Consider the following 26,534-nt stretch of genomic DNA (forward strand, 5'->3'; position numbering starts at 1 on the left):
CTACCCGACGATCGGCGGCAACGCCGAACTCGAGATCTTCTTGTTCAACGCGGCGATATCATCGAAGAGCGCTCGACGCAGCTGTGCGGTCGTTGTCTCGACCTGGTCTGCAAGCATTGCGTAGACATCCCGCCCACCCTGAGTAGGGCGATCATCAGATTCGTCAATCATGATGCTGAGCGACACCAGCTTCTCCCGGATGGCAGACGCGCCGGGGCGTGGCTTGCTGGCATTCACACTGAGCAGGGTTGCCTCGATTGCGTCGAGATCAGCCTTGAGCTTGGCCGCCTGCTCGTAGATACCCTTGTTGGCGTCATCCTTTCCGGCGCGATCTGACCATGCGTTCAGCTGGCCACGGACGGATCGCAACTGGTTCAGCGCCTCGTGGATGCGCGAGACCTCATCGCGAATCGCCGACTTCAGCTCGAACTGTTCCGCGAGCGCGCGATCGTCGGCGTCGATCCGTGGGTCCGGCAAGACGCGGAAGCTCTCCATCAACTCATGCCCGTCAACCGTCAGTCGGGCCTGATACATGCCGCCAACGACTCGCGGCGCAACGGCCGATTCCATCATCTGGGCAAATCGGTCTTGCGCTCCCGCGTCTTCGAGAGCTGTCGGCTTCGTGCCGCGCATATCCCAGACGATCTGGTGGCTCCCTGGCTGAGCCAACAGCTTCGGCTTCTCGTCTGCGGCGCTGGAGTATGAGCGAACAATCTTGCCTTCGATATCCAGGATATCGAGCCTCATGTCGCTCTCTGGCTTGTTCTTGAGGTAGTAGTGCACGATCACGCCGTCGGGCGGGTTTGCGCCGGCATCGAGGAACGACTCTTCTGGAGCGCCGCTCGGGGCTTCGGTCGGCCGGTACGCAACAGTCACCGGGCCAGTCATCTTGTAGTTTGTAACGTTCGGCGTACGGCCGAACGCTCGCCCATATACCCGGTAGCGCGTCGTGTCGCGCGGCTTGAACAGCACAACGTTCTGGCCCTCCATGCCCTGCTCAGCGTGGTGCAGGGGTGAGAGGTCGTCGAGCAGCCAGAAGGAGCGGCCGTGGGTCGCAGCGATCAGATCGTCATTCTTGATCGTCAGGTCGTGGATCGGCGCAACCGGCAGGTTGGACTGGAACGGCTGCCAGTTGTCCCCTCGATCGAACGAAACGTGCAGACCCACCTCGGTGCCGCAGTACAGCAGTCCCTCGCGACTCGGATCCTCGCGCACAACCCGGGTGAACTCATCCGCTGGGATGCCGTCCGTCACAAGTTGCCACGACGCGCCGTAATCAGACGTCCTGAAGATATACGGCTTCAGGTCGTCCACCTTGTACCGCGTCGCCGTCACATACGCCGTCCCGGCATTGAACGTCGATGCCTCGATGATCGAAACCATCGCGGGCTTCTCAAGGCCATCTGGTGTGACGTTGTTCCATGTCTTGCCGGCGTCACGGGAGATATGGACGACTCCGTCGTCCGATCCAGCCCAGAGCACACCGGCTTCGATCGGAGATTCGACGAACGCGAAGATCGTGCAATGAACCTCCGCGCCGGAGTTGTCAGCGGTGATCGGACCGCCTGAAGACCCGAGCAGCTCGGGGTTGTTCGTCGTCAGATCCGGGCTGATGACCTCCCAGGTCTCACCCTCGTCAGTTGACTTGTGGACATGGTTCGAGCACGCATAGAGCACGTCTGGGTCATGAGGAGAGAATTCAATCGGGAACGTCCACTGAAATCGGTACTTCATGGCCGCCGCGCCGGCCCCGAATCCGACCACCTCGGGCCAGACTGTGACGTTGCGCTTGTGGCCGCTCAGAGGATTCCAGGCAAGCATTCGGCCGTTGCCCAGCCCGGTGCCGATGCCTCCAGCAAAGACGCGGTGCGGCGCTTTTCGGCTGACTGCGATATAGCCTGACTCGCCACCGCCCGGCTCGACATAGTTGGTCCAGGTGATCGCGCCCTCATGCCCCACACTCGGCAGCTTCATCGCCCAGTTATCTTGCTGCGATCCGTAGATGTTGTAGGGCGTCTGGTTATCGGTGGTGACGTGATAGAACTGCGCGGTTGGTTGATTGAGGATCGTCGACCAGTGCCGGCCTCCGTCGAAGCTGACGCAAGCGCCCCCGTCATTTCCTTCGATGATCCGGCTTGAATTCTCCGGGTCGATCCAGAGTCCGTGATTATCGCCATGTGGCGTGGGGATCTGGTCGAAGGTCTTGCCGCCGTCAGTCGATTTCCAACAATTGACGTTCAGCACCCAGATCGTGTCAGCGTCGGACGGATCGGCGAAGACGTGCATGTAGTACCAGGGCCGGCGACGCAGATCCATGTTCTCGGTGAGTCTCGTCCAGGTATCCCCGTAGTCATCCGATCGGAAGAGCCCGCCGTTTTCCGCTTCAATCAGCGCCCAGACACGTCCAGCCTGCGCCGGGGAGATCGTAACGCCGATCTTGCCGAGCACGGCGTCCTCTGGCAGACCCGGATGTCGAGTAACGTCCTCCCACGTATCCCCGCCATCCATTGAGCGCCAGATGCCGCTATCCTCGCCGCCGCTCGCCAGCGTATGTGGGTGTCGTTGTGCCTGCCAGATCGCCGCGAAGAGCACCCGTGGGTTGGAAGCGTCCATGGCGATGTCGTGACAGCCGGCCTGGTCGCTCTTATAGAGCACGCGCTCCCAGTTCTTGCCGCCATCCTTCGAACGGAAGACACCACGTTCCTCATTCGGACCCCAGGCGTGACCGAGCGCCGCTACGTAGACAAGATCAGAGTTCGTCGGATGGACCTCAATGTCTCCGATGTGTCGCGTGTCCTTCAGGCCCAGGTTCACCCACGAACGACCACCATCGGTCGACTTGTAGACGCCATCCCCGTGCGAGACATTGCTGCGGATTTCAGACTCGCCGGTGCCGACGTAGATCACGTTCGGGTCGGAAACGGGGACAGCGATCGCGCCAATCGCCGATGTCCCGAAGTAGCCATCTGAGACGTTCTCCCAGTATGCGCCACCGCTCGTCGTCTTCCAGACACCACCCGCGCACGCGCCGAAGTAGAACGTTCCTATCTCAGTCGGATGGCCAGCCACCGCGACGACTCGACCGCCACGGTGAGGCCCAATCTCACGCCAACGTACCGATTCGATCAGCTTCGGGTCCATTGAGTCCTCCTTGATAACGCCCACTCACACTCCCGATGTTGGACGGGCCGCTGTGCGGCGCCGCCATTGCCGTCCGATTGTCGACTCGTTCCTCGGTAATGTCAAAGTCGGTGGAAACGAGGGTACACTCTCGGCAGACTGATTCTCGCGTCGCTGACGGAGCAGGGTGACCCATGCATGAAGATCGAGCTCATTCCCCACGCGTGATGCTACTGATGTCGCCATCAACCTACCGAGCCGGGGCGTTTCTCAAGGCGGCAGCCGATGTCGGAGTCGAAGTCGTCTCGGTGACGGACATGCCCGAACTTCTCCGCGAGTATTGGCACCAGGACCTTGCCGTCAGCTTTGCGAATATCGAGCAGGCCTTCCCGGATGTCGTCCGGCTTGCTCGGGAGCGAGCCGTCGACGCTGTGCTATCGGTCGATGACGCAGCGACGGAGTTGGCGGCGCTGGGCGCTCGAGAGCTTGGGTTCGTTCATAACTCCCCCGACGCAGCAGCCGCGGCCAGAGACAAGCTCCTCATGCGGACAATGCTCGCAAACGCCGGGGTCAAGAGCCCCTGGTTCGTCGTTCATCCCGTTCCCAGTGATCCACGGACCATCGCTGAGACGCTGGAGTATCCATGCGTCGTGAAGCCGATACGGCTCTCTGGCAGTCGAGGGGTTATCCGCGCCGACGACGCGGACGGCTTCGTCGCAGCCTTCACCCGAACCGGCGCGATTTCATTGGATGAGGTGACGGACGGGAGCGATCCTCAGATTCTGATCGAGGAATACCTCCCCGGTGACGAGGTGGCGGTCGAGGGATTGCTAACGGACGGGGATTTGCACATCCTGGCGATCTTCGACAAGCCCGATCCTCTCATCGGGCCATTTTTCGAGGAGACGATCTACGTCACGCCGTCCGGTCATGCTCCGGAGATTCTGGCCGCAATCGCTCGTGAGACAGCGGACGCGGCGGCGGCGCTCGGCCTGCGCCACGGCCCGATCCACGCAGAGCTTCGGATCAATGACCGCGGGGCATGGCTCATCGAAGTGGCCGGCCGATCGATCGGCGGTCTGTGCTCTACGATCCTCTCATTTGGCGCTGGAATGAGTCTGGAAGAGATCATCCTCCGGCACGCGGTCGGAATGGCGATCCCGTCGTTCGATCGCACCGGAAACGCTGTCGGCGTAATGATGATTCCGATCCCGGCAAAAGGGCTCCTGCGTGAGGTCGATGGCATCGACGCGGCTCGCGCGGTGGTCGGTATCACCGGCATCGAAATCACGGCTCCGGTGAACTACCCAATCGTTCCGCTGCCGGAGGGATCGAGCTATCTGGGATTCATTTTCGCCCGTGGGGAATCGCCATCTGCCGTCGAGGCAACCTTGCGCGAGTCCCACCGCCAATTGCGGATCCAGATCGACCCCATCGTGTCAATCGCGAGCCCGACGCCCGTCGTGGCGCGTTGATCGCTATTTCTTGCGCGGAGCTGCGCCCTTCGATGGAGCGCCAGCGCCGGGAGCAACCCAGCCTTCCGGCACCTGGGCGTTCTCACCGAAGAAGAACTCCTCCATCTCCCGGCGAAGAAGCTTGCGAGTGTCGGGATCAGCGGGGTGCAGCCCGTAATGATTGATCATGATCGTCGCGTGCTGAGTCCAGAGGCGGTAGCCTTCTTCGGAAACGTTCTCAAAGATGCGCAGGCCAAGCTCGCCGGGGAATGGCGGTGCTTCGAGCGCACGCAACTCTCGACCAAGCTTCACACACATTACCATTCGGGGCATCGCGTCCTCCAAGCCAGCGCGGAGATTTCCAGTATATGAATCGACGCGAGATTTCGTCGGACTTCGCCAATACTCTATCACCCATGGCGGTAACTCCTCCGCCCCTCCGTGTAGTCTTCTTTGGTCTGCCCTGTGATTTCACTCGCATCGTCGTCGAGACGTGTGCTCGAAGCGGGGTGAACATCGTCGGGCTGTTGGTCCCCGGACCAGACGACCGGATGGCGCCAGTCGAGGTGGCCCAACCACGCACGCTGCTTCCGATGGCTGGCTCCGGACCGAGTCATGTGCGAGCACCGTTGTTCCACATCGGGCGCACCGGCTCGGCGTCTACCCGGCAACTGGTATCGTCGCTCGCGCCCGACGTTATTGCCGTCGCGTGCTATCCGACCCGCATCCCGCCGCAAACGGCTGCGATCGCCAGGCTGGGCGCCCTGAATGTCCACCCGAGCCGCCTGCCGGCCGGCCGTGGCCCAGATCCGCTCTTCTGGACACTCCGGCGTGGCGACGGACAGGCTGCGGTGACTGTTCACGCGCTCGACGTCCAGATGGACGCTGGCCCGATCTATCTCCAGCGGGACCTGGAGTATCCCGATGGAACGACCGAGTCGGAGCTCAACGATCTGCTCGCCACCGCTGGCGGGGCACTCCTCGTCGAGACGATCGCGGGTCTGGCGACGAACGCCTTGTTCCCTACCGCGCAGGACGAAACTCGCGCGACGTACCAGACATGGCCAACAGCGGGTGACTTCGTCATTGATACCACCCTGTCGGCGCGCGCCGCGTACAACTTCATTCGCGGAGTGGCCGGCCGCTACGTTCCGGTAACGATTGCGACACCCGCAGGCGACATCATCGTCGACGAGGCTTTACAGTACGTCACTGGCGAGGGGCCGGCCGCGATCGATGCGGCTGAGACTCGATGGGTCGAGTTCGCAGATGGCTGGCTCAGGATTCGTTCGTCGATTCCGCCCGAAACCGGGATTTCGACGGAGCCACGCTGACGGATACCGATCGACATTTCCGATGACGAGCCGTGTTCAACGGCCTTGCGGAGACTAGCGAATGCGGCTTGCCACCGAAATTGACCTCGATCATATCGGGCAGCGACCCGTCTTTGGGATGCCGATCGCCATCTGGTCAATGCTTCTGACGGCGTTCGTCATGAGCTTCGGCTTTTTCATGCTGATTCCGCTCGTCTCGGTCTACTACACCGAGTCGCTCGGCTTCACCGCGGCGATGGTCGGGCTCGCGCTGGCAGTGCGTCAGTTCTCTCAGCAGGGCTTGATGCTCGTCACCGGTTCGCTGGCCGAACGGATCGGATATCGTCCTGTTTTGGCGATTGGCATGTTGATCCGCTCGGCCGGCTTCGGTCTGTTCGTGATCGCCACCGATCTTCCGCGACTGCTGCTCGCATCGTTCGTTGCCGCGTTAGGGGGCGCATTTTTTGAGGTGAGCGCCCGGTCCCTGATGGCGAGGCTGGTTCCATCGGATCATCGGACTCACGGATTCGCGATGTGGTCGCTGGCCTCGAATGTCGGCCTGGCACTCGGACCACTACTCGGAGCTCTTCTGATCCGCACCAGCTTCGCGATGGTATGCGTCGTCGCGGCGGCCGTGTATATCGTCGGCGCGACGAGCACAATGCTGCTGATCCCGCCAGGTATCCGGTCGAGCATCGGGATTGTCCGGCCGCCGGGGCTTTTCAAGACGATCGGAATCGTTACACGAGACCGCACGTTTGTCGTCTTCAGCATCATTATGTGCGGCTATTACCTGCTCAATACGCAACTCTACATCACGGTTCCGCTCGAGACCCTGCGCCTGACCGGCACCACGAACACACTGGGGTTGATCTATCTGGTCAACTCACTCGTCGCGATCGGTTTGCAGTTTCCACTGATCAAGTACGCGTCGCGACGACTCGGATCGCTCCAGATCATCACGTCTGGTGTCGCGCTCCTCGGCGTAGCGCTTCTTACGATCGGTCTCGGCGGCGGACTGGCGACCATTCTCGCCAGTGTCGCACTGTTAGCCGTCGCCCGCGTGCTCGTCGAGCCCGTCATGAACACGAGCGTGGCGGGGATCGCGTCAAAGGCAGGCGATGGCCTTCTTGCAAGCTACTTCGGGTTCAGTGCGCTCTCCGTTGCCATCGGCGGCTCAGCCGGCCAACTTCTCGGCGGCTGGCTGTTTGACCTGGCTTCCGAGCTGGGGCGACACGCTATCCCGTGGCTGGCGTTCGGCGCGATCGGCGCAGTCGTGACTGCGTCTCTGGCGCTGTATTCTCGATCGGCGGGAGCAGCCCGGCTGGAGCCGGAACTTCCCTGAACAACCCACCCACGTCCTCGCGTGCTATTCTCGCCTCGTAAAAGTCGGCGGCAAGACGCCTTCGCGTAGACGAGGAAGAGAAAATGGCCACCACGACAAGCGATACCTCCCGATTGGTCCAACTCGACAGAGACTTCATGCTGCACCCTGTCACGAATCTTCGTCAGCACGCGGCGACCGGTGCGCTCATCTTCGAGCGCGGCGAGGGTGCCCGCCTCTGGGATACCGATGGCAAGCAGTACATCGACGGGTTTGCCGGCCTCTGGAATGTGAATGTGGGCCACGGGCGGAAAGAGCTGGCCGAGGCCGGCCGCGCCCAGCTGGAGCAGCTCGCATTCCAACCGACATTCTTCGGACTTGCGACCCCACCCGTGATCGAGCTTGCCGCGAAGCTGGCCCGGATGCTGCCGGGAACGATCAATCACTTCAACTTCACGTCCGGCGGCGCTGAGTCGAACGAGTCCGCGATCAAGATCGCGCGCTACTACTGGTCAATCCAGGGCAAGGGTGACAAGGTCAAGATTCTGTCACGTATGAATGCGTACCACGGCATCGCGATGGGCACACTCTCGGCCACCGGCATCCCGGCCTACTGGCAACATTTTGGCCCACGCCCAGAAGGCTTCGTGCACCTCTCTGCGCCATACGCATACCGGAACGCCGGGGATCTCGATGACGCGGGATTCGTTGACAAGCTTATCGCCGAGCTGGAGGAAACGATCGCCCGCGAGGGAGCCGACACGATCGCGGCACTGATCGGCGAGCCGATCCAGGGCGCTGGCGGCGTCATCGTTCCGCCAGACTCCTATTGGCGGCGTGTGTCGGAGGTGCTGCAACGACATGACATCCTGTTGATCGCCGACGAAGTTATCACCGGTTTCGGTCGGACCGGCGCCATGTTCGGGGTCGAACAATATGATGTCCAGCCCGATATCGTGTCACTGGCAAAGGGCATTTCGTCCGGCTATATCCCACTTGGGGCAGTGGGCGTCAGCGACGCGATCTACGAACAGATGCTCCAGCCCGACGCGATGTTCATGCATGGATTCACGTACTCCGGCCACCCGGTCGCGTGCGCGGTAGCGTTGGCGAATATCGACATCATCGAGCGTGAGCAGCTGGCCGCTAACGCCGGCGAGCAGGGCGCGTATCTGCTGGAGCAGCTCCGCGAGCTTGATGGCCATCAGCACGTCGGCGAAGTCCGCGGCAAGGGTTTGATGATGATCGTCGAGATCGTCGCGGACAAGGAAACGAAGGCGAAGTTCGATCCCGCTTTCAATGCTGGTGGCAAGCTTCAATCCGCCACTCGCGAACACGGGTTGATCGTCCGTTGCTCGAACGACGGAATCGCGATCTCGCCACCGCTGACCCTCAGCCGCGACGAGGCACGCCAGATCGCCAACATCGTCCAGACCGCAATCGTGGACGTGCTGGGGTGATGATCGGTGCGACCGTCTGGTCAGGCGTCTAGCTGCCGGACGGTCGCTTTCTGTCGAGACTGATACGGAAGATGCGGCCACCTGCGTCATCGGAGACGAGCACGCTGCCGTCCGGCAGCGGCAGAATACCGACCGGGCGGGCCCAGCTGCTGCCGTCGGCAAGCAGGAAGCCCGACAGAAAATCCAGTGTCTGGCCGGTCGGCTGTCCGTCGACGAACGGCAGAAGCACCACCTTGTACCCCGTCGGCACGGTGCGATTCCAGGAGCCGTGGAAGGCGACCAGCAAGCTACCCTCGAACGCGCCCCCGAGCGTCGTCGCATCGGCGAATGCCAGACCGAGCGGCGCCGAATGCGCCTGCATGCGGACTGACGGTTGCGTGACGCCCTTGCAGCCGCGCTCACCAGTGTATTCAGGGTCGGGGATGTCACCAGCATGACAGCCGGGCCAACCGAAATCCGCGCCCTGGGCCAACAGGTTGATCGTCTCGGGCGGAACATCATCACCCATGCCATCTCGCCCATTGTTCGTCGCCCAGAGGTGGCCGCTAGCGTCGAACGCAAGGCCGACCGCGTTGCGCAGCCCGGTTGAGAATAGCGCGCCGTCGCCCCCGTCCGCGCTATAGCGAAGCACGGATGCGCGGCGATCATCGTGTTCGTTACAGACGTTGCACGACGAGCCGATCGAGAGGTAGAGCATCCCGTCCGGGCCGAATACGATTGTCCGTGACCAGTGGCCGCCCGTCGGAAGGTCCGGAACGACGATTTCCGGGGCGCCGTACACCCCGGCATCTTCGCGGCTTCGGACGACTTCGTTCGTCTCGGCGACGTAGAGCCAGCCACCATGAAACGCGAGACTATGAGGTTGGTCGAGACCGCGAAGCACCTCAGTCGCTTTATCGGCGACCCCGTCACCATTCTCATCTGGCAAACGCAGGATGCGACCGCCGGCCGGATCCGCGACATAGACAACCCCGCGATCGTCCAATGCCATGAACCGTGGCGACCCGAGATCCTCCGCGAAGATCGTCACTCGCAAACCAGTCGGAATTCTCAACGTGTGGCCGGCCACCTGCACGTCGATCAGATTCGCCTCAATGACGGGGTTCTCAGACAGGGATCCTGCCACTGGTGGCGTCGCGGATGCGGGAGTCGCTGTGGCCGGCGGCGGGGAACTGCCGCCACTGGCGCAGCCGGAACCGATGACCGCTACCGACAGCAGCACAAGCAACCGGCGCAGCCAGATCCTGTTCATCTCTATTCCAGCCGCCCGGTAGTCGCCGCCTCAATACCCACGGTTTCATCATCCTCGTAGGTGGAGCGTTTCAGCACACAGATGAACGGCAGGTTTCGGTACAGCTCGCGATGATCGAGCCCGTATCCCACGACGTACTCGTTGGGGATCTGGAAGCCCACGTATCGCAGATCGACCGGGACAATGCGACGCTCGGCCTTATCGAGCAACGCGCACACCGACAGGCTGGCCGGCCCGCGGGCCCGGAGATGTTCGAGAACGAAGTCCATCGTGAACCCGGTGTTGACGATATCCTCGATCAATATGACATGCCTGTTGTGGATGTCATAGTCCAGGTCACGCTCGAAATGCACGCCATCTGGCGAGTCGTCGGGATTCGCAACCGACAAATAGTCGATGACAAGAGGCCGGGTGATCGCTCGGGCGAGATCGGCGAGAAAGAACGTAACCCCCTTCAAGAGGCCAACGAGCACGAGTGATTCTCCCGCGTAGTCCGTCGAGATCTGTCTGCCGAGCGCCTGCACGCGCTGCTGAATCTCCGACTGCGAAAACAACACCCACTCGATGTCGTCCTCGGAGAGTGACGTGATATCTACCGCGCCGTAGCCGAAACGCGATAGGAGCTCGTGAAAGCCCTTGCGATTCAGCAGGACGACTTTGATCGTCGGGTACAGCTCGCGAAGTCGACGGATTTTCCGGTTCTTCCGAGTGACGAGCGATTGCTTCATTGTCGTGAGCTCGACATAGAGATCCTGCTCTGGCAGGTAGAAATCCGGCGTGAACATTTGCGCGATACGCCCGTCTCGCCAGCGGAGCGCGAACGAACGCGGCTCGTATTGCCATCGGATGCGATAGAAGTCCAGGAACGCAGCGAAGTCCGCCTCGGCCGGGTGGACAAACGGCGAGAGATCAACGGAGCCGGGTTCGTCCGGGTCTTCCTGTTCGCCGAGGTTCGCGGGCATCTCGTCTTCGCTCAATCGCCCAGACCCGTCCCTTGGCTTGCGACAGGCGCATGCGGGATCAGCGGCGCGGTTCGACGGTTCACCAGTTGAAAGATCGGGGCTGTGAAAGTGAGCCAGCGCCCCGAATAGAGGTACGCGTAGGTCGCGATCGACGCGCCGACCAATGTGTCGATCACGTAATGCTCGCCCGTATAGACCAGCGAGAACGCCATCGCAACGGCGTAGATGCCCATCGGCACGGACACTTTCCAGCCGGCCCGCAGACTGAATAGAAACACAAGAAAGGTGATCGCCTCGTGAAGCGACGGCATTGCTGCGACGGGATTCGGATCACCCAACGCGCTATACGTACGATCGTAGAGCGAAGAATTGAGATCCCGTCCAACGTTGGCCATCACACGATAGATATCCTGTTGAGGGGCACGGTCCGCGGTAAGCCACGGAGGCGCGGCCGGGGACAGAAAGTAAACTACCAGTCCCATGCCAAGCGTAATCACCGTCGCGATCAGATAACGCCGGTAGTGGTCCGGCGCCTTGCGCCACATGATGATCGCGGCGACGTGCGGCACGAAGAAGTACGACCAATGAATGAACGTCGTCACGTAGTCATACCAGTGAATATGCACCGGATCGAACAGATGACTCTGAAGCCAGATAGTTGGGGTGACGCCACCAAACATCGTGCGCTCGATCGCCGTCACCTGGGTTGTGCGGAGTTGCACACCCGTCTCATCTGCAAGCGAACGCAGTAGAGTGAAACCGAGCCAGGCGCCGCCATATGGCAGGAATGCCGCCGCGTAGGCGCGAAAACGCGAGATCGGGACGGCAATGATCATCGCGGCGACCGCGAAGCCCCAGCCGAAGAATGACGGATTGAAGAGCAGGATCGCCGTCATCGCGACGATCGCGATCGCCACTCGGACGAGAATGCTGCGCCGGCGCAGCATCCAGGCACGCAGTTGTGCGCGCCGGGACGCGGACGGCCCTGCCGCCTCGTTTCCCGGTTCTTCCAGCTCCAGATCCCGGTCGTTCATGGGCACTGGCATGAGGTCAGTCGACTGGCGACGCCAGCTCGATGCGGTACCGCTGCAGCGCCTTGCTGGTCACGGTGATCGTCGGCACGCCGTCGGCCTCCTTTCGCGCGATAAATCCGCGACGGCCCTGCTCAGCAAGCCACGCCTCGTCAAAACCATACGTCGTCATGATCGACTCGAACGCATCACGCGAGAGCGTCGCGCCGTCCGCGGTCGCTGCGCGATAGAACCGTTCGCGTTCGTTCTCTTCAGGCGTCGTCGGGGACAGGATCAATCGCTCCACGGGCTCTCCGCCTTCGAGGTGCGCGATGATATCGGGCAGGTCGGACACCTTGACGTGGCTATAGATGATCCGTTCGGGATAGACAACGATGTTGGGGCCGATATCGCACAGGTCGATTGAGTCACAGGTGTTCACCATGACATCGCGATCGAGCCCGCGTCGCTTGCATTCGATTCGCAACCGACCGGCGACGTTCATTGCCCCTTTCTGCATGCAGTGCTGAGCGGTACAAACGAGGACATGCTTGCGGCTCCAGTACACAAGCGCTCCGTTCCTGTATCAATTGTCGCGTCGACCCGCGCCAGCGTGCGACTAGCCGAAGCGATACTGGATGCCGAATCCACCGCGTGGGTAGGTCCACTCGATGTTGTCAAATTCGTTGCAGACGATCCGGCAGGTTCCGCATTCCACGCAGCCCTCATACGAAAAGAGGACAGTTCCGTCCGCTTGCGGCGCATAGCACGCCGCCGGGCAGCAGTTGACGCACTGTTGCCGCTCGCATTGCAGGCACAGGCGCGAATCAATGATCCTGATATGGGCTCGCGTCGGATCGACTGTATATGAGTCGATGCTGAGCTTCTTTTCGAGGCCGGCCCGGTCGAGAATTGTGTCAACTACCACATTCACTCCAGAATGCTTCGTCAGGCGATACACCACGCCCGAATCGTATCACCCGCCCGTCGACGACTCCGCCGAGGATTGCGCACGCCAGTAGTCAGCGATCTCCCCAGCCGTCGCGAACCAGACGCCCGGACGGGCGCGAATGTACTCGATCAGCCGGCCCAGCATCATCAGCCGGCCGGGCCGGCCGATAATCTGCGGGTGCATCGTGAGGTTGAACAAGCCACCATGCAGGTATATGCCGTCGAATTCCTCGATCCAGGCCTGGTAGACGTTCTCGGCAGTGCTGATCGGTCGGGGCCGGCCACCGCCGAACAGGAAGAACGGCGCGTCATCCAGCAACCACTGAACGGGCAGCTCAACGATATCCGTACCCGGGTGGAGCCACGGCTTGAAATGGCTCATCAGATTCGACGAATACGAGAAATCGTATTGTTGCAGGAGGTTGAGTGTATTCGGCGAGAACTCCCAGGCCGGCGATCGGTAACCGCGCGGTGGGACCCCGGTGATCGCCTCGAGCGCGGCAATCCCTTTCCGAAGCACCTCCTCCTCAGCGGCTGCGTCCAGATTGGACGCGTGCTCGTGGAGCCAGCCGTGGTGACCGATCTCGTGGCCCGCCTGATGGACCTGCGAGATCGCGTCGCGGTGAGTCTCGGCAGTCCAGCCTGGCACGAAGAACGTGGCTGGCAAACCCTGGCGATCGAGCAGGTCGAGGATAAACGGCACAGCAACCTGCGCGCCATAAGCGCCTTGCGAGAGCAACCCTGGCCGGGAGAGATTCGCCAGATCTCCGGAAAGCCAGAGCGTCTCGGCGTCAACATCGAAAGTCAACGTGACCGCGCACTGGATCCCATCTGGCCAGTCACTCACGCCAGACACTCCTGATTCCATCGCTCTGAACGCCAATCTCAACCGAGATCGAAGAAGAGCCTCGCGCAGATCCTTCAGTACCCCAAGGAAGATCGGCGTGTCCAGCTTCGTGTATGGCCTCGATGCGGCCGGCCGCAGATACTCGACCATCCGGACCATGTCACCGACATCATCGCTCTCGAACGCGACGACAAACTCCCAGTCACTGATGCCGAATGACGAGACTGTGTTCGTCAGAATATCGGGGTACTCGCGACCCATCCGGCCGTGCTCGCCCATCGCCGAACGCCGCTCTTCGAATGGAAGCTGATACCACTCATGCGTCTTCGTGAACGGATACATCGACAGATAGCGTTTCGGTGGGATGCCCTTCATGAACGCTGGAGCATGGTCGCTGCTGTATTTTGAGCCCAGTGATGCACCGGGAAACGTGTGTCGCGGCTGCAACATGGCGCCCAACGTCGTCGCGCGAATGGCCACCGCCACTCGCTGAAGCGCATCGAAGTCATCGGTGACTGCCCAGATCATCAGGTCGGCATCCGGTCGGAGGCCAACTGTCGAATAGACACCGCGGATCGCGACGCCATAGCTCGCCGCGTCGTCGAGAAGCGCGGCAAGCTCGTCGCGCGCCGCGGACCGCGACTCGGCATCAGTCGTCCGCCACTCGGACGCAATCTGATAAACCCAGAAGTTCGTATATGTCGCTTGCGGGTGCTCGCTCATGTCTCCCTGTCTCTCGTAGGACGTATCGCCGGGTCGATTATGCCACCCTCCTCCGTCACGTCATTCAGGCGGCCCGACGACGATCAGCTGGAGCGCGTCCGGGTTGATGTGACGTCGCATCGTCGCGACCACATCGCCATGGGTCTGTGCCCTGATGATCGCTCGGTATCTCTGGAGGTAGTCCAGCCCGAGTTCGTGGAATCCGATGTCGGCGAGGACGCCCGCGACGCTGCCGGCCGTCTCCAGGCCAAGCGGTAGCGAGCCAGTCAGATTCGAGACCGCGTCAGCCATCTCACGCTCGGTCGGGCCGCTCTCCAGGAACCCGCGCAGCTCCTCCTGGATTGCGTCAATCGCCCGCTCGATATTCATCGGATTCACGCCAGCTCGCGCGCTCCAGAGACCCGTCAGCAGCCCAGCCTCGTAGGCCGCATATGCGTAGTAAGCCATCCCTTGCCGCTCTCGCACGCTCTGGCCGACTCGGCCCATGAGCCCGAGCCGCCCGAAGATCAGGCTCCCGAAGCTCAGCGCGTGATAGTCATCCGCCGATCGCGGAAGCGACCGAAGACCAAGGGCGATGTCTGCTTGCGTCTTGCCCGGGATCGCCGCGGTGACCCGTTCACCCCCAGCCCCAGCAACAATCGTCTGCGGCTCCAGTCGTGGCGCGATGCCGGTCCATTGGCTGAAGTGCCGGTCCGCAAGCTGGACGGCGCGCTCGTGTCCGATACCGCCGGCTACAGCGAACAGCGAACCCGATGCGCCAAGACTCGCCTGGAACCAACCCAGCAAATCATCGCGCGACATTGCCGTAACCGACTCCTCAGTGCCAGCCAGGCGTTCACGCCACGGGTGTCCCGCAGGGAAGAGCGCCGCGCGCAGGAGATGATCTGCTTCCGAACGCGTGTCACTCCTCGCCTGACGTAGCCCGGCCAGGACCTGACCCCGAACAACCTCTATCTGTTGCGCAGGGAAGTCGGGGGAGAGGAGCGTCGTCGCTGCCAATTCGAACACCCGCTCGGTGTCCTCCGGGAGACAGGTGAGCACGATGTCCAGAGCTTCACGGCCGGCACCGACCGTGAGCGACGCGCCGAGCCCATCGAGCTCGTCCGACAGATCCTCGATCGTCCGGCCACCGCTGCCACGTGTGAGCATCTCGCCGGCAAATCGCGCGATCCCTGGCCGGCCGCCGTCCCCTGCGCTACCACCGGGGATGCGGATGCGCACCACCACCGGCTGGTCTTCCGGCTGTGCGGCAAGCGTCAGAATCCGGACTCCATTATTAAGACGCGTCTCCTGAGCAGCTGGCATCGACGTGTCGAGTCCGAGATCGCTGTTATCCGGCACGTAGCCTGCCGGTTGTGTGCCAACCGTAACAGGACCCGAGCTGTTCTCACCGTTCGTCGGAATCAGCCAACCGGTCGTCCGCTGCCGCTCCACCAGCCACGTGTTCGCCACTCGTCGCAGATCGTCCGGCGTCACGGCCAGCATGTCCTCCAGCAATTCCTCTGGAGTACGGTCTGGCGCGACGACGGCTAGCGCGCCGAGGAGGTATGCCTTGCTCGACGCGCTCTGCTGCGAATAGACGAACTGCGCCCGAATCTGCTTTCGGACACGACCCATCTCCTCTGTGGGCACGGGATCAGTCCGCAGCCGCGTCAGCTCAGCAACGATGACTTCTTCCACGCGACCAGCGTCCGAGTCGGGCCGCAACGTCGCTGAAACACCGAAAAGGTACGGATCTATTGTCAGCGACATCGACGCGCCGGCGCTCGACGCGAGGCCAGTCGTCACGAGGGCGCGATAGAGCCGCGAAGAGCGACCCATCGCGGCGCCGCCCCCGAAGCTGAACGGCTTGCCACCGGAGAGAACAGCCTCGGCGACGAGCAGCGCCGGTGTATCAGGATGAGCCGCCTCCGGCGCCCGGTGAACCATCTGTATCACGGGGTTCGGCGCTGGATGCTCCACCCGCACCCGTCGTTCCCCATACTGCGGCGGCTCCGCCGTTCGAACCGCCGGGATGTCCTCGCCGCGCGGGATCGCGCCGAACTGTCGTTCGATTCGCTCCAGCGCATCCGCCGGATCGAGCGCCCCTGAGAACACGACGACAGCGTTATTCGGCGCGTAGTATCGACGGTAATGGCGGTACAGATCATCGCGAGTGATCTCCCGAAGGTCAGAGAGATGCCCGATGACACCATTGCCATACGGGTGTGCGCGAAACGCGACGCCGGCCACCTCCTCCGAGAGAAGGAAACCAGGGTTGTTCTCGTTACCCTGTCGCTCGGAGATAATGACCGTCCGCTCGCTGGCGACCTCGTCGGCGCTGAATCGCGAGTTGACCATCCGGTCTGATTCGATGTCGAGTGCGACCTGGAGTCTGTCGATCGGTAGCGTTTCGTAATACGCCGTGTAGTCGAGCCAGGTGAAGCCATTGAGCGCGCCGCCATTCGCTGTGATCGTGCGAAAAATCTCGCCGGCTGCGATGTCGGCAGTCCCCTTGAACTGCATGTGCTCGACCCAGTGCGAGATCCCGGTGATCCCGGCTACTTCGTTCCGTCCACCGACGCGATACCAGACCCAGAACGAGCCTATCGGAGCGCCAGACTGCTGCCGGGCGATCGCGGTCAACCCGTTCGGCAGGACACGTCGCATCGTGTAATCGGCCGCCATGACACCTCCATCGCCTCAACATTGCCACCGACCGTCACTGCAGGTCAGGTCGAGTATAGGACCGTCTCCAACACAAAGGGGGCGCCCCAAACGGGACGCCCCCTGGAATCGACGAAGGAAATTCAGGAAGGGATAGTCTTCTTCGGCAACCACGTCATCATTGAGCGCAGATCCTCGCCGACCTGCTCGATCTGATGCCCGGTGGCCTGCTCGCGCAGCCGCATGAAGTTGCCGCGGCCGGCCTCGTTCTCAGCGATCCACTCTTTGGCGAATTCTCCCGACTGGATATCGCCCAGAATCTGCTCCATCGTCGCCCGGACGCGCTCGTCGATGACACGCGGGCCGGAGACGTAATCTCCGTATTCGGCGGTGTCCGAGACGGAGTAGCGCATGTACTTGATGCCGCCCTGATACATCAGATCGACGATCAGCTTCAGCTCGTGCAGCACCTCGAAATACGCGATCTCTGGTTGATAGCCGGCCCCGACCAACGTCTCGAACGCGGTCGTTACCAACGCCGATACGCCGCCGCAGAGAACAGCCTGCTCGCCGAACAGGTCAGTCTCGGTTTCCTCTTTGAACGTGGTCTCGATAACGCCCGCCTTGGTGCAGCCAATGCCACTGGCATACGCAAGGGCAAGCTCCTTGGCATGTCCGGTGTAGTCCTGATGCACGGCGATCAGCGCCGGAATACCGACGCCCTCGACGTACGTGTCACGAAGAATATGCCCCGGGCCCTTTGGCGCGATCATCGCAACATCCACGTTCGCGGGCGGAGAAATGTGGCCAAAGTGGATGTTGAATCCATGGGCAAACATCAGCAGCTTACCCTCGGTCAGGTTCGGGGCAATCGCCTCGTTGTACAGACGCTTCTGGATGTGATCCGGGACAAGCACCATGATGACGTCGGCCTCGGCCGCGGCATCGGCGACCGCCATCACCTTCAGACCGTTCTCTTCGGCCTTCTGCCACGAACGGCTGCCCTCATAGAGGCCGACGCGGACGTCGTAGCCAGATTCCTTCAGGTTCAGTGCATGGGCATGCCCCTGACTGCCGTAGCCCATGACTGCGATCTTCTTCTCTCGGAGCGCTTCCGGGTTCGCGTCCGCCTCGTAGTAGATTGTCGCCAACTGTCTGCCTGTTCCTTTCAATGTCTCAGTTCGCTGCGCACCATGCGGCAGCAACTTCACTCCCCGTGCCTTCGATCCGACGGTCAGGCTACCGCATCCTGGACAACTGTCAGTCGGGTGCTTCCGGATCCGCGCACCATCGCAACCAGTCCAGTTCGCGCAACCTCCTTTATGCCATATGGTCGGATCATGGTCAGCAGAGAATCGATCTTGTCGCTCGGCCCGGTCACCTCGAGAATGAGTGAATCCGGCGTCGCATCGACGAATCGCGCCCGGTAGATATCGGTCGCCAACCGCATGACATCGGCGCGAGTGCGTTCGGTTGCCGCAACCTTGACCAGGGCCAACTCACGCTGGATCAAGTTCTCAGCGGTGACATCGGTCACCTTGACAACTTCCAGCAGCTTGTAGAGCTGCTTGGTCACCTGCTCGACCATTCGGTCGTCGCCGCCGATGACGAACGTCATACGCGACAGACCAGTGGTCTCGGAATGCCCGACTGCGACCGAATGAACGTTAAATCCGCGCTGGCGAAACAGACTCATGACACGGTTCAGGACACCCGGATGGTCCTCGACGAGTACTACCAGGGTATGCAGTCGCATCACCATTCTCACTCCCCCTTCTCGATGAGCTCGCCGAACGAGCCGCCACTCGGGATCATCGGGTAGACGTTCATTTCCTGGTCAACGACGAAGTTGATCAGGGTTGGCCCATCCGTCGCGCGGGCCCAGACGATCGCATCATCCACTTCCTCACGTCGCGTGACAGTGCGCGCTGGAATACCGTACGCGGTCGCCAGCATCTGGAAATCGGGCTGGCTGATAAACGTCTCCGAGTAATTGCGATCATGGAACAGTTGCTGCCACTGGCGCACCATGCCGAGATAGCCATTGTTGATGATCGCAATGTTGACGTTTGCATGCTCCTGGACGATCGTGGCGAACTCGAACGACGTCATCTGGACGCCACCATCGCCGACGATCGCCCAGACTTCCGCCTCTGGCCGGCCGATCGCCGCGCCAAGCGCGGCCGGGACGCCAAACCCCATCGTTCCAAGGCCGCCCGATGTGATCCAGTGGTTCGGTGTGTCGCACTTGTAGAACTGGGCGGCCCACATCTGATGTTGGCCGACATCCGTCGCGACGACCGCGCTTCGTTCGGTCAGCTCGGACAGTCTCTCCATCACGAACTGCGGCTGCAACACGGTTTCGTTTCCGAGCGGTCGATAGGGAGGGGTTTGCCGCCAGTCATCGATTTCCGCAATCCACTCCTCATGGCGCAGCTCCTCGACGTCGGCTACCAGCATCGCCAGAGCCTGTCGCGCGTCGCCAACGACGGGGACGGCGGTCTCTACGTTCTTACCGATTTCGGCCGGGTCGATGTCGATGTGCACAATTCGGGCGTTCGGAGCGAACTTGCTGACACGGCCAGTCACCCGATCGTCGAATCGCATCCCGACGCCAATGAGCAGATCGGCCTCATGGATGGCGCGATTGGCGTGCGCGAAACCATGCATGCCGACCATGCCGAGGCACAGCGGATGTTGCTGGCTGATCCCGCCAATGCCCAACAACGTGAGTGCGACCGGGATCTGCGCGCGCTCCGCCAACGTTCGGAGCTCATCCATCGCGCCGGACAGGAGAATGCCGTGGCCGGCGAGGATGAGCGGCTTTCGCGCGTTGCGAATTTCCTGCGCTGCCAGCCGAATCTGCCGGCGGTGAGGGGTGTAGGTCGGCTTGTAGCCAATCAGCTCCAGCGGCTCAGCCGGCGCAAGCTCACCCTGCGCCAACAGCACATCCTTCGGAATATCGACGAGGACCGGACCGGGGCGGCCGGAGCTCGCGAGGTGAAACGCCTTCTGGATTGTCGGGCCGATGTCGGCTGCGTGGCGAACCAGGAAGTTGTGTTTCGTGATCGGCAACGTGATCCCGGTGATATCGATTTCCTGAAATGCGTCGCTGCCAATGAACTGCTGGGCGACCTGACCGGTGATCGCGACCATCGGGATCGAATCGAGCATCGCGGTCGCGATTGGCGTGACGAGGTTGGTTGCGCCCGGGCCGGACGTGGCGAGACAGACTCCGACCCTGCCTGTCGCGCGCGCGAACCCATCGGCCGCATGTCCGGCGCCCTGCTCGTGGCGGACGAGGACATGATTCAGACGGGGGTACTCGGGAAGCACATCGTACAGAGGGATCACCGCCCCACCCGGGTAGCCAAAGATCGTATCGACACCCTCTCGGACAAGCGCCTCACATAGCACGCGCGCGCCGTTTCGCGGGCGCGCGGCCGCGGCCTGCCGTGGCTCCGCCACCGGCGTCGGACTGCTCTCAACTGGTTTCGTGACGACCATGCGTCCTAGCCTTCCCTATCCCTGAAAATCCCGCGGCAGAGACGAATCGAGCCTCCCAAGAGGGAGGCTCGCGAAGAATCGGTCTGTCCTGTTACGTTACTCGCGCGCCCCCTTATGTCTCCTTCGTAATAATAAGGAGTACTACGCCGCGAATAATGGACTCAAGGTCGAACGCAACAGCGACCGGCGCGTCATACGACGCCAGCGGGCTGATCAGGTTCGGCTGCGAGACCAATCGCGGCAAAGGGGTTACCAATCGCGTGACAGTGAATCAGGTTCCGTACAGATGCATCTTACGAGGGGGGAATCGCATGTGTCAAGCAATCCGCTCGTGGGGTGCGCGTCATGGTTTGGCGGCGATGGGTAAGGATCGTCGCCAGGGATGGTCGATGGTGGGCTTGCCGTTGACGATGGTTTTGGGTCGGCTGGGTCGTTCGACGATGTCGACGGCAGGGTGCGGAACTGCGCACGCGGCCGGTGTCGGCGCCTGGCCCGAGGCACGACGGGCCTGACGACGGTGACTGGCACGGACGCGGGCGGCACGCCGCCAGGCCTGCCAGAGGGTCGGCCATCCCTCCTCCCAGCGCTGATTACACTCGAGTGTCCGCAACGCCAGCATTGGATTGACGTTGGCGCGCGCCCAGTGCATCCCACTCCCCTTCAGCCGGGCCTCGACCAGCAGCTTGTTGGCGCTCTCCACACACCCACTGCCGATCGGATACCCCGCCGCGACAAAGGTGTCGTAGCGTATCTGCTCGATCCGCGCGGCCAGATAGTCGTGGTTCTGCTGGATCAGCGTCCGCGCCTCCGACCCGCAGTGCGGCGCTTCACCGAGCGTCGCGAGCCGATCGAGCACCTGCTGTTCGTCGCCATGGCGTAACGCCTGGGCCTGCTGGCCGAGCCACTCGCTGGCAGACGACGTGCCCGCCCCGTAGACGGCGTGCGCCACCTGCCCCAGGTGCTCCAGCGCATGGGCGAAGTCAAGCACCCGGACCGCATCGAATCGCTGCGTGTCAATGAACCCCTGGCACCAGGCCGCCCCATCGACGACGGCGACCACCGTCCGGGCCGAAGCTGTCCCCCGGCGCTGTGTCTCGATCGTCGCCAGACGGGTGAACGTCTCCGCATCCGCCAGCCGTGAGAAATAGGATAGCTCCTGCGTCCGGACCCCGGTCGCCCTGGCCTCGACCGTGCCAATGGCCAGCGTCTTGACCTCGGCCCAGGTTCCGCCGACCAGCGGCGCCATCGCCCCATCAACGCTGAGCAGTTGCACCGCCGGACCCGCTGGCGCGGCGGGAAGCTCCCGTTCCAGCCGCGCCACCTCCGCACGCTCCACTTGCTCCTGCATCGCGCCGGCCACCTCCGTCAGCCGTCGCACGGTGGCGGCGCTGACCGTGACCCCGGTGAAGTGCTGCAGGATCTCCGGCGCCTGCGCGAAGGGCAGCAACGTGCCCAGCCGCACAATGCTCTCAACGAGCCACGGCGTGAAGGCCACCCCACTCAGGAGCCCTAGCGTCTCATCCAGGGGGGAAAAGCCCGGCCCCACAGGCCGGACAGCGCTGATACGACCGCTCCACGGTCAGCGGCTCGTCCCCCTGCGTCACCAGGCGCCGCACATGCTGGCCATGCGCCACGAGCGGCCGGCCACAATCGGGACATACGCCCGCAGGGTTCGGCATGGCCGTGACGGCCTCTCGCAGGATCTGCGCACGACCCGCCCGCAGACGCCGATCCAGTTCGATTTCCAGCTCCGTCAGGGTCGCGGCGGGATGCGCGCTTAGCCAGGCGCGGAACTCCGCCTCGATTGTGCCCAGTCCTTGGTCGCTCGCTCGCTCGTCTGGCATTGGTGGCTCCTCAGGTGCTCGGCTCCGATGATCGCTCCCCCAGCATACCGCTCACCACCATCACGCCAAACCATGACGCGCACCCCCGCTCGTGTTGCGATAATCGGCGGCTGCGGACGGCGCTGGAGATCACCGAACGGCTATGCTATGATTCTCGCCGCGCCAGCCGACGGCGCGAACATACATGCGCCCGTAGCTCAGGGGATAGAGCGTTTGGTTGCGGACCAAAAGGTCGGGGGTTCAAATCCCTCCGGGCGTACCGAAATCACCGCATAGGGACGCGGAAACCACCCGCGTCCCAAGCTCCCTCTTGCATCCACGCACGACCCACCACCACAGTTCCACCACAATCGAGCCACCATCGACCCACTCCGGGCACGACTGACACGACCGCACCCGTTCGCATACGTACGCGGGTTGCGGGGAGGACACGCACGCAAGAGGACGACGGGGACGGGCACGGGGCGGCGGGGAAACAAGGCTGGTGGGGGAACCCTCCCGCGGATGCGAGGACGACCACCACACCCGACCCCATCCCCATACCTTTCCGATTCCGATTGCCCATCCCCCTACCGTGGAGTCCCCTACCCGTATGAGATATTTCTTGGAACCCGGGTCGATCGAGGTCGAGGAGAGAGAACTGTGGTGCTAATGTGGTGGAAGGGGAGAGACCTTACGGGAGTGCTGTGATGACAGCAGACAGCAGATGCTGAGCGACGCTACACTCGTGGGCCGACAGGGATCCCAAGGGTACAGCAGGTGAGGCCGAGAGCGTCGTACGGACAGGAGAGACCCGAGAGGGCACGTACGTACGTATGCTATGATATGCCTCAAATTAACTATTTTAGGATCCGGTGAGTCGCTTCCTCTGGCAGGTCGGTAGATCGGATGGATAGGTGAGACCGAAGTCTGGGCTTCCCAAGCGTCGAGCGTTGCGGAACATGCCGACTTTTGAGTTCGGCTTCCGCGACAATCCGGCTACAACTGGCTACCGCCACCCTCAGCTTTCTGGGGAGCCATCCGATGACGGCGATATCCGCGTCGTTAGCCTTTTCGCTGGATGCGGCGGTCTGGATCTCGGCATCCTGGGCGGGTTCACCTATCAAAGGGAGCTATACCCGCCACTCCCGTTTCGGATCGTCGCCGCATACGACAACGATCCCCAAGCGGTCGAAACCTATCGGCTTAATCTCTCGCCTGATGTCCATGAGGTGGATCTAACCTCAGTTGATATGAATTACCTCCCCAAGGCCGATCTGCTTCTCGGAGGCTTTCCTTGCCAAGACTTTTCTTCGTCGGGGCCGAAGCAAGGCTTGGAGGGCAAGCGTGGCCGGCTTTACAGGATTATGGTCGAGTATATGGTGGCTCATCAGCCGAAGATCGTAGTGGCGGAGAACGTCCCGCACTTCGCGAAGATGCAGCGTGGGATGATCTTGCAGACAGTGCTTGCCGAGTTCGAGGATGCCGGATACGACTTCAAGGTCTGGAACCTTGATTGTCCCGATTATGGTCTCCCTCAGAACCGCGATCGGATCGTCATGGTCGGAGTCCGTAAGGATCTCCCAGGCGGCTTTCCGGTCGAACCCGCACCTATCTTTCAAGGCCGCCACCGCCCAATCGAATGGGCGATTGAAGACCTGGGGAGCGTTACCGACGAGTCAGTCACGAACCAGAGTCAGTACTTCGTAGCCACTAAAGCGACCGCAGGGGCGGGTCAGGGGGACCAAGAGAACATTAAGGGCTCGATTGCGTACTGCGTACGTGCGAACCCGAAAGCTCGCGTGCATTTCCACTACGAGTTGGACCGCCGCCTGACGGTCCGAGAGTGTGCCCGTCTCCAATCGTTTCCTGACGAGTTCGTCTTCCCTCATGCGACCGGGCCAAACGTAATGCAGATCGGTAACGCCGTACCACCGATCGTTGGTCATCACGTTGGCCGGTCAATCGCTGAACATTTTGAGCGGCTCGCCACCCAAAGGGAACTCGGATCTCATCTGAGAGAGCGTCGTCCGGTGCAGCTCACACTCGCTGCCGACGACTGACTGAAAACGGTGAGGGAGTCTGGTCGTGTCGATGTCCGTAGATCCACAAGCAAGCGACGACCGCTATGTGGAGATCTTTCTAACGCCGCTACGGAAGTGCGTGGATTACAGACCGGCGTTTGGGCAGAGTCAAGAGGATGGCTTCTCACTCACCCAGTTCATGACCCTCTATGGCGGAGATCCGCTATATCACTGGATTGGCTTGGATTCGGAGCTTATGTATGCCGCCCATAAAGCAGGCGGCGGCATGACCTCGGTATATCGTCAGTTGGGCGTCGGCTGTGAGCGGTTCTTTCGGGCGATAGCGATGGACTCGCTGAACCTGTCACTACCAGAAGTCGTATGGAGTTATCAGTTAGTGAGCGACCAGGGGAGAACACAGACACTGTCATTAGACGCCCGTATCGCGGCGAGGGATATCAAGGACGTCGCTGCGAGAGAGCGAGTCCTCGACTGGATCGAGCGGTCATCGGTGAGTCTTGGGGTCAATCTTGACGCCATTAATTTCCAAGGGGCGGTGTTCGAGGTTCGGCAGGGCTACAAGAGTGCAGACTCGAAGCGTCAGAATGCTGACCTCCGAAGTGGGGGGCGTGCCCACACTGAAGGATACCTGCCCGTGATCATGCTGTTTTCCCGGCAGGTGAACAGAACGGTTGAGCGTAGGTATCGTGGTGCCGGACTACTGGTTCTCGCGGGAGATACGACCGGACCTGATACGGAGAGTACCTATCAGTTCTGCAAGAACGTCGTGGGGTTCGATGCCGCAGCGTTCTTTCAAAGAAACGCCAGTCGGCTCCGTGGCGAGGTTGAGGCGATTTTGAAGGGACTGCTGTCTCCGCAGTAGCCGTCGGCTAGGAGGCTACAGTGAACGTGATGTCCGAGCCTGTCACCGCCTACATGAGTCGACTTCGGGAACTCGCTCGTGGCTCGACCCACATTGAGCGGTTCTACTTGTTCCTGGGCGACGAACAGCTCTACGACCTCGAATACGAACTCAGCAACTCCGACCACGCACGGCAGTTTATGGAGACGCTCATGGATCAGTACCGGCAGTGGAAGTCCGAGGTGGGTCCGGAGAAGTGGGGCGAACAAGAACTATATCCTCGACGAGTTGGACACGGACTAACCGGTGCCGGGCTGCGAGCGATCAGTATGGCGACGTGAGGGGGTGACCGGGGACCCGGGGATACCTGATGGAGGTGCCGCATCCTCCTTCACCCGGTGGAACGTGAATCCCGCCACGTACGGGTGGTCGGGGTTGAGCCACTGCTCCAACACAAACGGGATCGCGAGGCACTCGTCCCGGGCGTGGAACTTCGCACCGTCCCAATCGGCCTCGATATAGTCCTCGTCGTCCTCGATCTCCTGCTGGCATGCGTCGCAGACGGCTATGACTCCTCCCTCTCTTGCGTGGCGGGGCCGGGCGGTCTCCCGACCCCACACAATTCTACCCTGGCTAGACTGTGAGGGACTATCCGAGCGTCACGAGCTCGACGGTGTCAGGGCGCCACAGTTGAGCGTCGGAGATCCCAGCATCCACCGATTCGACCGCGACCCGGCTCGGCATTGACTTATCACAATAGGCACCTGGAGGGATCCCATTCCTGGCCTAGAGGCAAGATTTTGGTCGTTCGGCGGGACCGCCTACCGCGTACGTACGCGACATCAGGGGTGGACGCGGGAATTGCGGACCAAAAGGTCGGGGGTTCAAATCCCTCCGGGCGTACTCAATAGGGCTCCTGCGGTGGCAGGAGCCTTTTTCGTGCCCGTTGGCGTGCTTTCAACTGTCCGGTATACTTCCCGACGGAGAGGTGTCCGAGTGGTTGAAGGTGCCGATCTCGAAAATCGGTGTGGCTGATGAGGTCACCGTGGGTTCGAATCCCACCCTCTCCGCGGATCTGCAACCAGTCGCTCGCGTTCACCTGACAGCGCCGAAGAACGCTGGGCGCTGAGCGCGAGCGGCTGGTTTGTGTCTCTGGAAGGGTCGCATAGTTGGCCTAGTGCGCGCGCCTGGAAAGCGCGTAGGCGGGACCTCTCGCCTCGCGGGTTCGAATCCCGCCCCTTCCGCACCGAAACACC

21 protein-coding genes and 3 tRNA genes are annotated in these 26,534 nt (G+C 61.9%); 11 read left to right on the forward strand and 13 right to left on the reverse strand.

The features are described 5' to 3' along the window. Positions 1–3,141, reverse strand: coding sequence for a glycosyl hydrolase (locus V9F06_06995; GenBank protein MEI2617370.1), 3,141 nt, complete (start codon positions 3,139–3,141; stop codon positions 1–3). A 173-nt stretch (positions 3,142–3,314) separates the two neighbouring features. On the opposite strand from V9F06_06995, the gene V9F06_07000 reads away from it, so the two are divergent. Beyond that, positions 3,315–4,595, forward strand: a complete 1,281-nt coding sequence (locus tag V9F06_07000) for an ATP-grasp domain-containing protein (protein MEI2617371.1) — start codon at positions 3,315–3,317, stop codon at positions 4,593–4,595. A gap of 3 nt (positions 4,596–4,598) precedes the next feature. Here V9F06_07000 and V9F06_07005 read toward each other — a convergent pair whose 3' ends face one another. Then, positions 4,599–4,907: an oxidative damage protection protein gene (locus tag V9F06_07005; GenBank protein MEI2617372.1), complete on the reverse strand. Its 309-nt coding sequence runs from the start codon at positions 4,905–4,907 to the stop codon at positions 4,599–4,601. A gap of 35 nt (positions 4,908–4,942) precedes the next feature. Here V9F06_07005 and V9F06_07010 point away from each other — a divergent pair, with 35 nt between their 5' ends. The 3 genes from V9F06_07010 to V9F06_07020 all read left to right on the forward strand — a co-directional run bounded on the left by V9F06_07010 (position 4,943) and on the right by V9F06_07020 (position 8,671). After that, a complete protein-coding gene (locus tag V9F06_07010; protein MEI2617373.1) occupies positions 4,943–5,908 on the forward strand; it encodes a formyltransferase family protein in 966 nt (321 codons plus the stop codon). Between the two features lie 61 nt (positions 5,909–5,969). Continuing rightward, on the forward strand, positions 5,970–7,232 hold the full coding sequence (locus tag V9F06_07015) for an MFS transporter (protein ID MEI2617374.1): 1,263 nt from the start codon (positions 5,970–5,972) through the stop codon (positions 7,230–7,232). An 83-nt stretch (positions 7,233–7,315) separates the two neighbouring features. Beyond that, complete coding sequence (locus V9F06_07020; GenBank protein ID MEI2617375.1) at positions 7,316–8,671, forward strand: aspartate aminotransferase family protein; 1,356 nt, start codon at positions 7,316–7,318, stop codon at positions 8,669–8,671. Positions 8,672–8,699: 28 nt separating this feature from the next. Here the strand turns inward: V9F06_07020 and V9F06_07025 are convergent, their stop codons facing one another. The 11 genes from V9F06_07025 to V9F06_07075 all read right to left on the reverse strand — a co-directional run bounded on the left by V9F06_07025 (position 8,700) and on the right by V9F06_07075 (position 22,115). After that, entirely contained in the window at positions 8,700–9,923 is a 1,224-nt protein-coding gene (locus V9F06_07025) for a PQQ-dependent sugar dehydrogenase (GenBank protein ID MEI2617376.1), read from the reverse strand. Between the two features lie 2 nt (positions 9,924–9,925). Further along, positions 9,926–10,900, reverse strand: a complete 975-nt coding sequence (gene hpt, locus V9F06_07030) for a hypoxanthine phosphoribosyltransferase (protein MEI2617377.1) — start codon at positions 10,898–10,900, stop codon at positions 9,926–9,928. Then, the gene (locus V9F06_07035; GenBank protein MEI2617378.1) at positions 10,897–11,931 is read right to left on the reverse strand and encodes a phosphatase PAP2 family protein; all 1,035 of its coding nucleotides are present in this window, start codon (positions 11,929–11,931) and stop codon (positions 10,897–10,899) included. The genes hpt and V9F06_07035 overlap by 4 nt, the downstream gene beginning before the upstream one ends. 4 nt (positions 11,932–11,935) lie before the next feature. Further along, positions 11,936–12,400, reverse strand: a complete 465-nt coding sequence (locus V9F06_07040) for a (2Fe-2S) ferredoxin domain-containing protein (GenBank protein ID MEI2617379.1) — start codon at positions 12,398–12,400, stop codon at positions 11,936–11,938. A gap of 114 nt (positions 12,401–12,514) precedes the next feature. Then, positions 12,515–12,823 carry a ferredoxin family protein gene (locus V9F06_07045; GenBank protein ID MEI2617380.1) on the reverse strand — a complete coding sequence of 103 codons (309 nt, stop codon included), beginning with the start codon at positions 12,821–12,823 and terminating at the stop codon, positions 12,515–12,517. A 48-nt stretch (positions 12,824–12,871) separates the two neighbouring features. After that, a complete protein-coding gene (locus tag V9F06_07050; GenBank protein MEI2617381.1) occupies positions 12,872–14,416 on the reverse strand; it encodes a chlorite dismutase family protein in 1,545 nt (514 codons plus the stop codon). 60 nt (positions 14,417–14,476) lie between these two features. After that, complete coding sequence (locus tag V9F06_07055; protein ID MEI2617382.1) at positions 14,477–17,083, reverse strand: pitrilysin family protein; 2,607 nt, start codon at positions 17,081–17,083, stop codon at positions 14,477–14,479. Between the two features lie 122 nt (positions 17,084–17,205). Further along, positions 17,206–18,213 (reverse strand): ketol-acid reductoisomerase, encoded by a 1,008-nt coding sequence (ilvC, locus tag V9F06_07060; protein MEI2617383.1) that lies wholly within the window; start codon positions 18,211–18,213, stop codon positions 17,206–17,208. A gap of 83 nt (positions 18,214–18,296) precedes the next feature. Then, entirely contained in the window at positions 18,297–18,818 is a 522-nt protein-coding gene (gene ilvN / locus V9F06_07065) for an acetolactate synthase small subunit (GenBank protein ID MEI2617384.1), read from the reverse strand. A gap of 8 nt (positions 18,819–18,826) precedes the next feature. Beyond that, a complete protein-coding gene (gene ilvB, locus V9F06_07070) occupies positions 18,827–20,569 on the reverse strand; it encodes a biosynthetic-type acetolactate synthase large subunit (protein MEI2617385.1) in 1,743 nt (580 codons plus the stop codon). A gap of 343 nt (positions 20,570–20,912) precedes the next feature. Beyond that, positions 20,913–22,115 (reverse strand): ISKra4 family transposase, encoded by a 1,203-nt coding sequence (locus tag V9F06_07075; GenBank protein ID MEI2617386.1) that lies wholly within the window; start codon positions 22,113–22,115, stop codon positions 20,913–20,915. A gap of 70 nt (positions 22,116–22,185) precedes the next feature. On the opposite strand from V9F06_07075, the gene V9F06_07080 reads away from it, so the two are divergent. The 7 genes from V9F06_07080 (at position 22,186) to V9F06_07110 (ending at position 26,522) form a co-directional block, all read left to right on the forward strand. Continuing rightward, entirely contained in the window at positions 22,186–22,350 is a 165-nt protein-coding gene (locus V9F06_07080) for a hypothetical protein (GenBank protein MEI2617387.1), read from the forward strand. A gap of 249 nt (positions 22,351–22,599) precedes the next feature. Continuing rightward, positions 22,600–22,672, forward strand: a tRNA-Arg gene (locus tag V9F06_07085). 682 nt (positions 22,673–23,354) lie between these two features. Beyond that, positions 23,355–24,455 carry a DNA (cytosine-5-)-methyltransferase gene (gene dcm, locus V9F06_07090; protein MEI2617388.1) on the forward strand — a complete coding sequence of 367 codons (1,101 nt, stop codon included), beginning with the start codon at positions 23,355–23,357 and terminating at the stop codon, positions 24,453–24,455. A gap of 25 nt (positions 24,456–24,480) precedes the next feature. After that, the gene (locus V9F06_07095) at positions 24,481–25,299 is read left to right on the forward strand and encodes a hypothetical protein (protein ID MEI2617389.1); all 819 of its coding nucleotides are present in this window, start codon (positions 24,481–24,483) and stop codon (positions 25,297–25,299) included. 20 nt (positions 25,300–25,319) lie between these two features. Beyond that, entirely contained in the window at positions 25,320–25,619 is a 300-nt protein-coding gene (locus tag V9F06_07100) for a hypothetical protein (GenBank protein ID MEI2617390.1), read from the forward strand. Between the two features lie 641 nt (positions 25,620–26,260). Beyond that, positions 26,261–26,348 (forward strand) — tRNA-Ser (locus tag V9F06_07105). An 84-nt stretch (positions 26,349–26,432) separates the two neighbouring features. Next, a tRNA-Ser gene (locus V9F06_07110) sits at positions 26,433–26,522 on the forward strand. The last annotated feature ends 12 nt before the right edge of the window (positions 26,523–26,534 follow it).

This window comes from Thermomicrobiales bacterium (genome assembly GCA_037045155.1).
In the GTDB taxonomy this organism is placed as follows: Bacteria; Chloroflexota; Chloroflexia; order Thermomicrobiales; family CFX8; genus JAMLIA01.

Coding starts and splice junctions, on each gene's coding strand:
- V9F06_06995 (MEI2617370.1), bottom strand. CDS start 3,141: ATGGACCCGAAGCTGATCGAATCGGTACGTTGGCGTGAGATTGGGCCT.
- V9F06_07000 (MEI2617371.1), top strand. CDS start 3,315: ATGCATGAAGATCGAGCTCATTCCCCACGCGTGATGCTACTGATGTCG.
- V9F06_07005 (MEI2617372.1), bottom strand. CDS start 4,907: ATGCCCCGAATGGTAATGTGTGTGAAGCTTGGTCGAGAGTTGCGTGCG.
- V9F06_07010 (MEI2617373.1), top strand. CDS start 4,943: ATGAATCGACGCGAGATTTCGTCGGACTTCGCCAATACTCTATCACCC.
- V9F06_07015 (MEI2617374.1), top strand. CDS start 5,970: ATGCGGCTTGCCACCGAAATTGACCTCGATCATATCGGGCAGCGACCC.
- V9F06_07020 (MEI2617375.1), top strand. CDS start 7,316: ATGGCCACCACGACAAGCGATACCTCCCGATTGGTCCAACTCGACAGA.
- V9F06_07025 (MEI2617376.1), bottom strand. CDS start 9,923: ATGAACAGGATCTGGCTGCGCCGGTTGCTTGTGCTGCTGTCGGTAGCG.
- V9F06_07035 (MEI2617378.1), bottom strand. CDS start 11,931: ATGCCAGTGCCCATGAACGACCGGGATCTGGAGCTGGAAGAACCGGGA.
- V9F06_07040 (MEI2617379.1), bottom strand. CDS start 12,400: ATGAACGTCGCCGGTCGGTTGCGAATCGAATGCAAGCGACGCGGGCTC.
- V9F06_07050 (MEI2617381.1), bottom strand. CDS start 14,416: ATGAGCGAGCACCCGCAAGCGACATATACGAACTTCTGGGTTTATCAG.
- V9F06_07055 (MEI2617382.1), bottom strand. CDS start 17,083: ATGGCGGCCGATTACACGATGCGACGTGTCCTGCCGAACGGGTTGACC.
- ilvN (MEI2617384.1), bottom strand. CDS start 18,818: ATGCGACTGCATACCCTGGTAGTACTCGTCGAGGACCATCCGGGTGTC.
- ilvB (MEI2617385.1), bottom strand. CDS start 20,569: ATGGTCGTCACGAAACCAGTTGAGAGCAGTCCGACGCCGGTGGCGGAG.
- V9F06_07080 (MEI2617387.1), top strand. CDS start 22,186: ATGCTGGCCATGCGCCACGAGCGGCCGGCCACAATCGGGACATACGCC.
- dcm (MEI2617388.1), top strand. CDS start 23,355: ATGCCGACTTTTGAGTTCGGCTTCCGCGACAATCCGGCTACAACTGGC.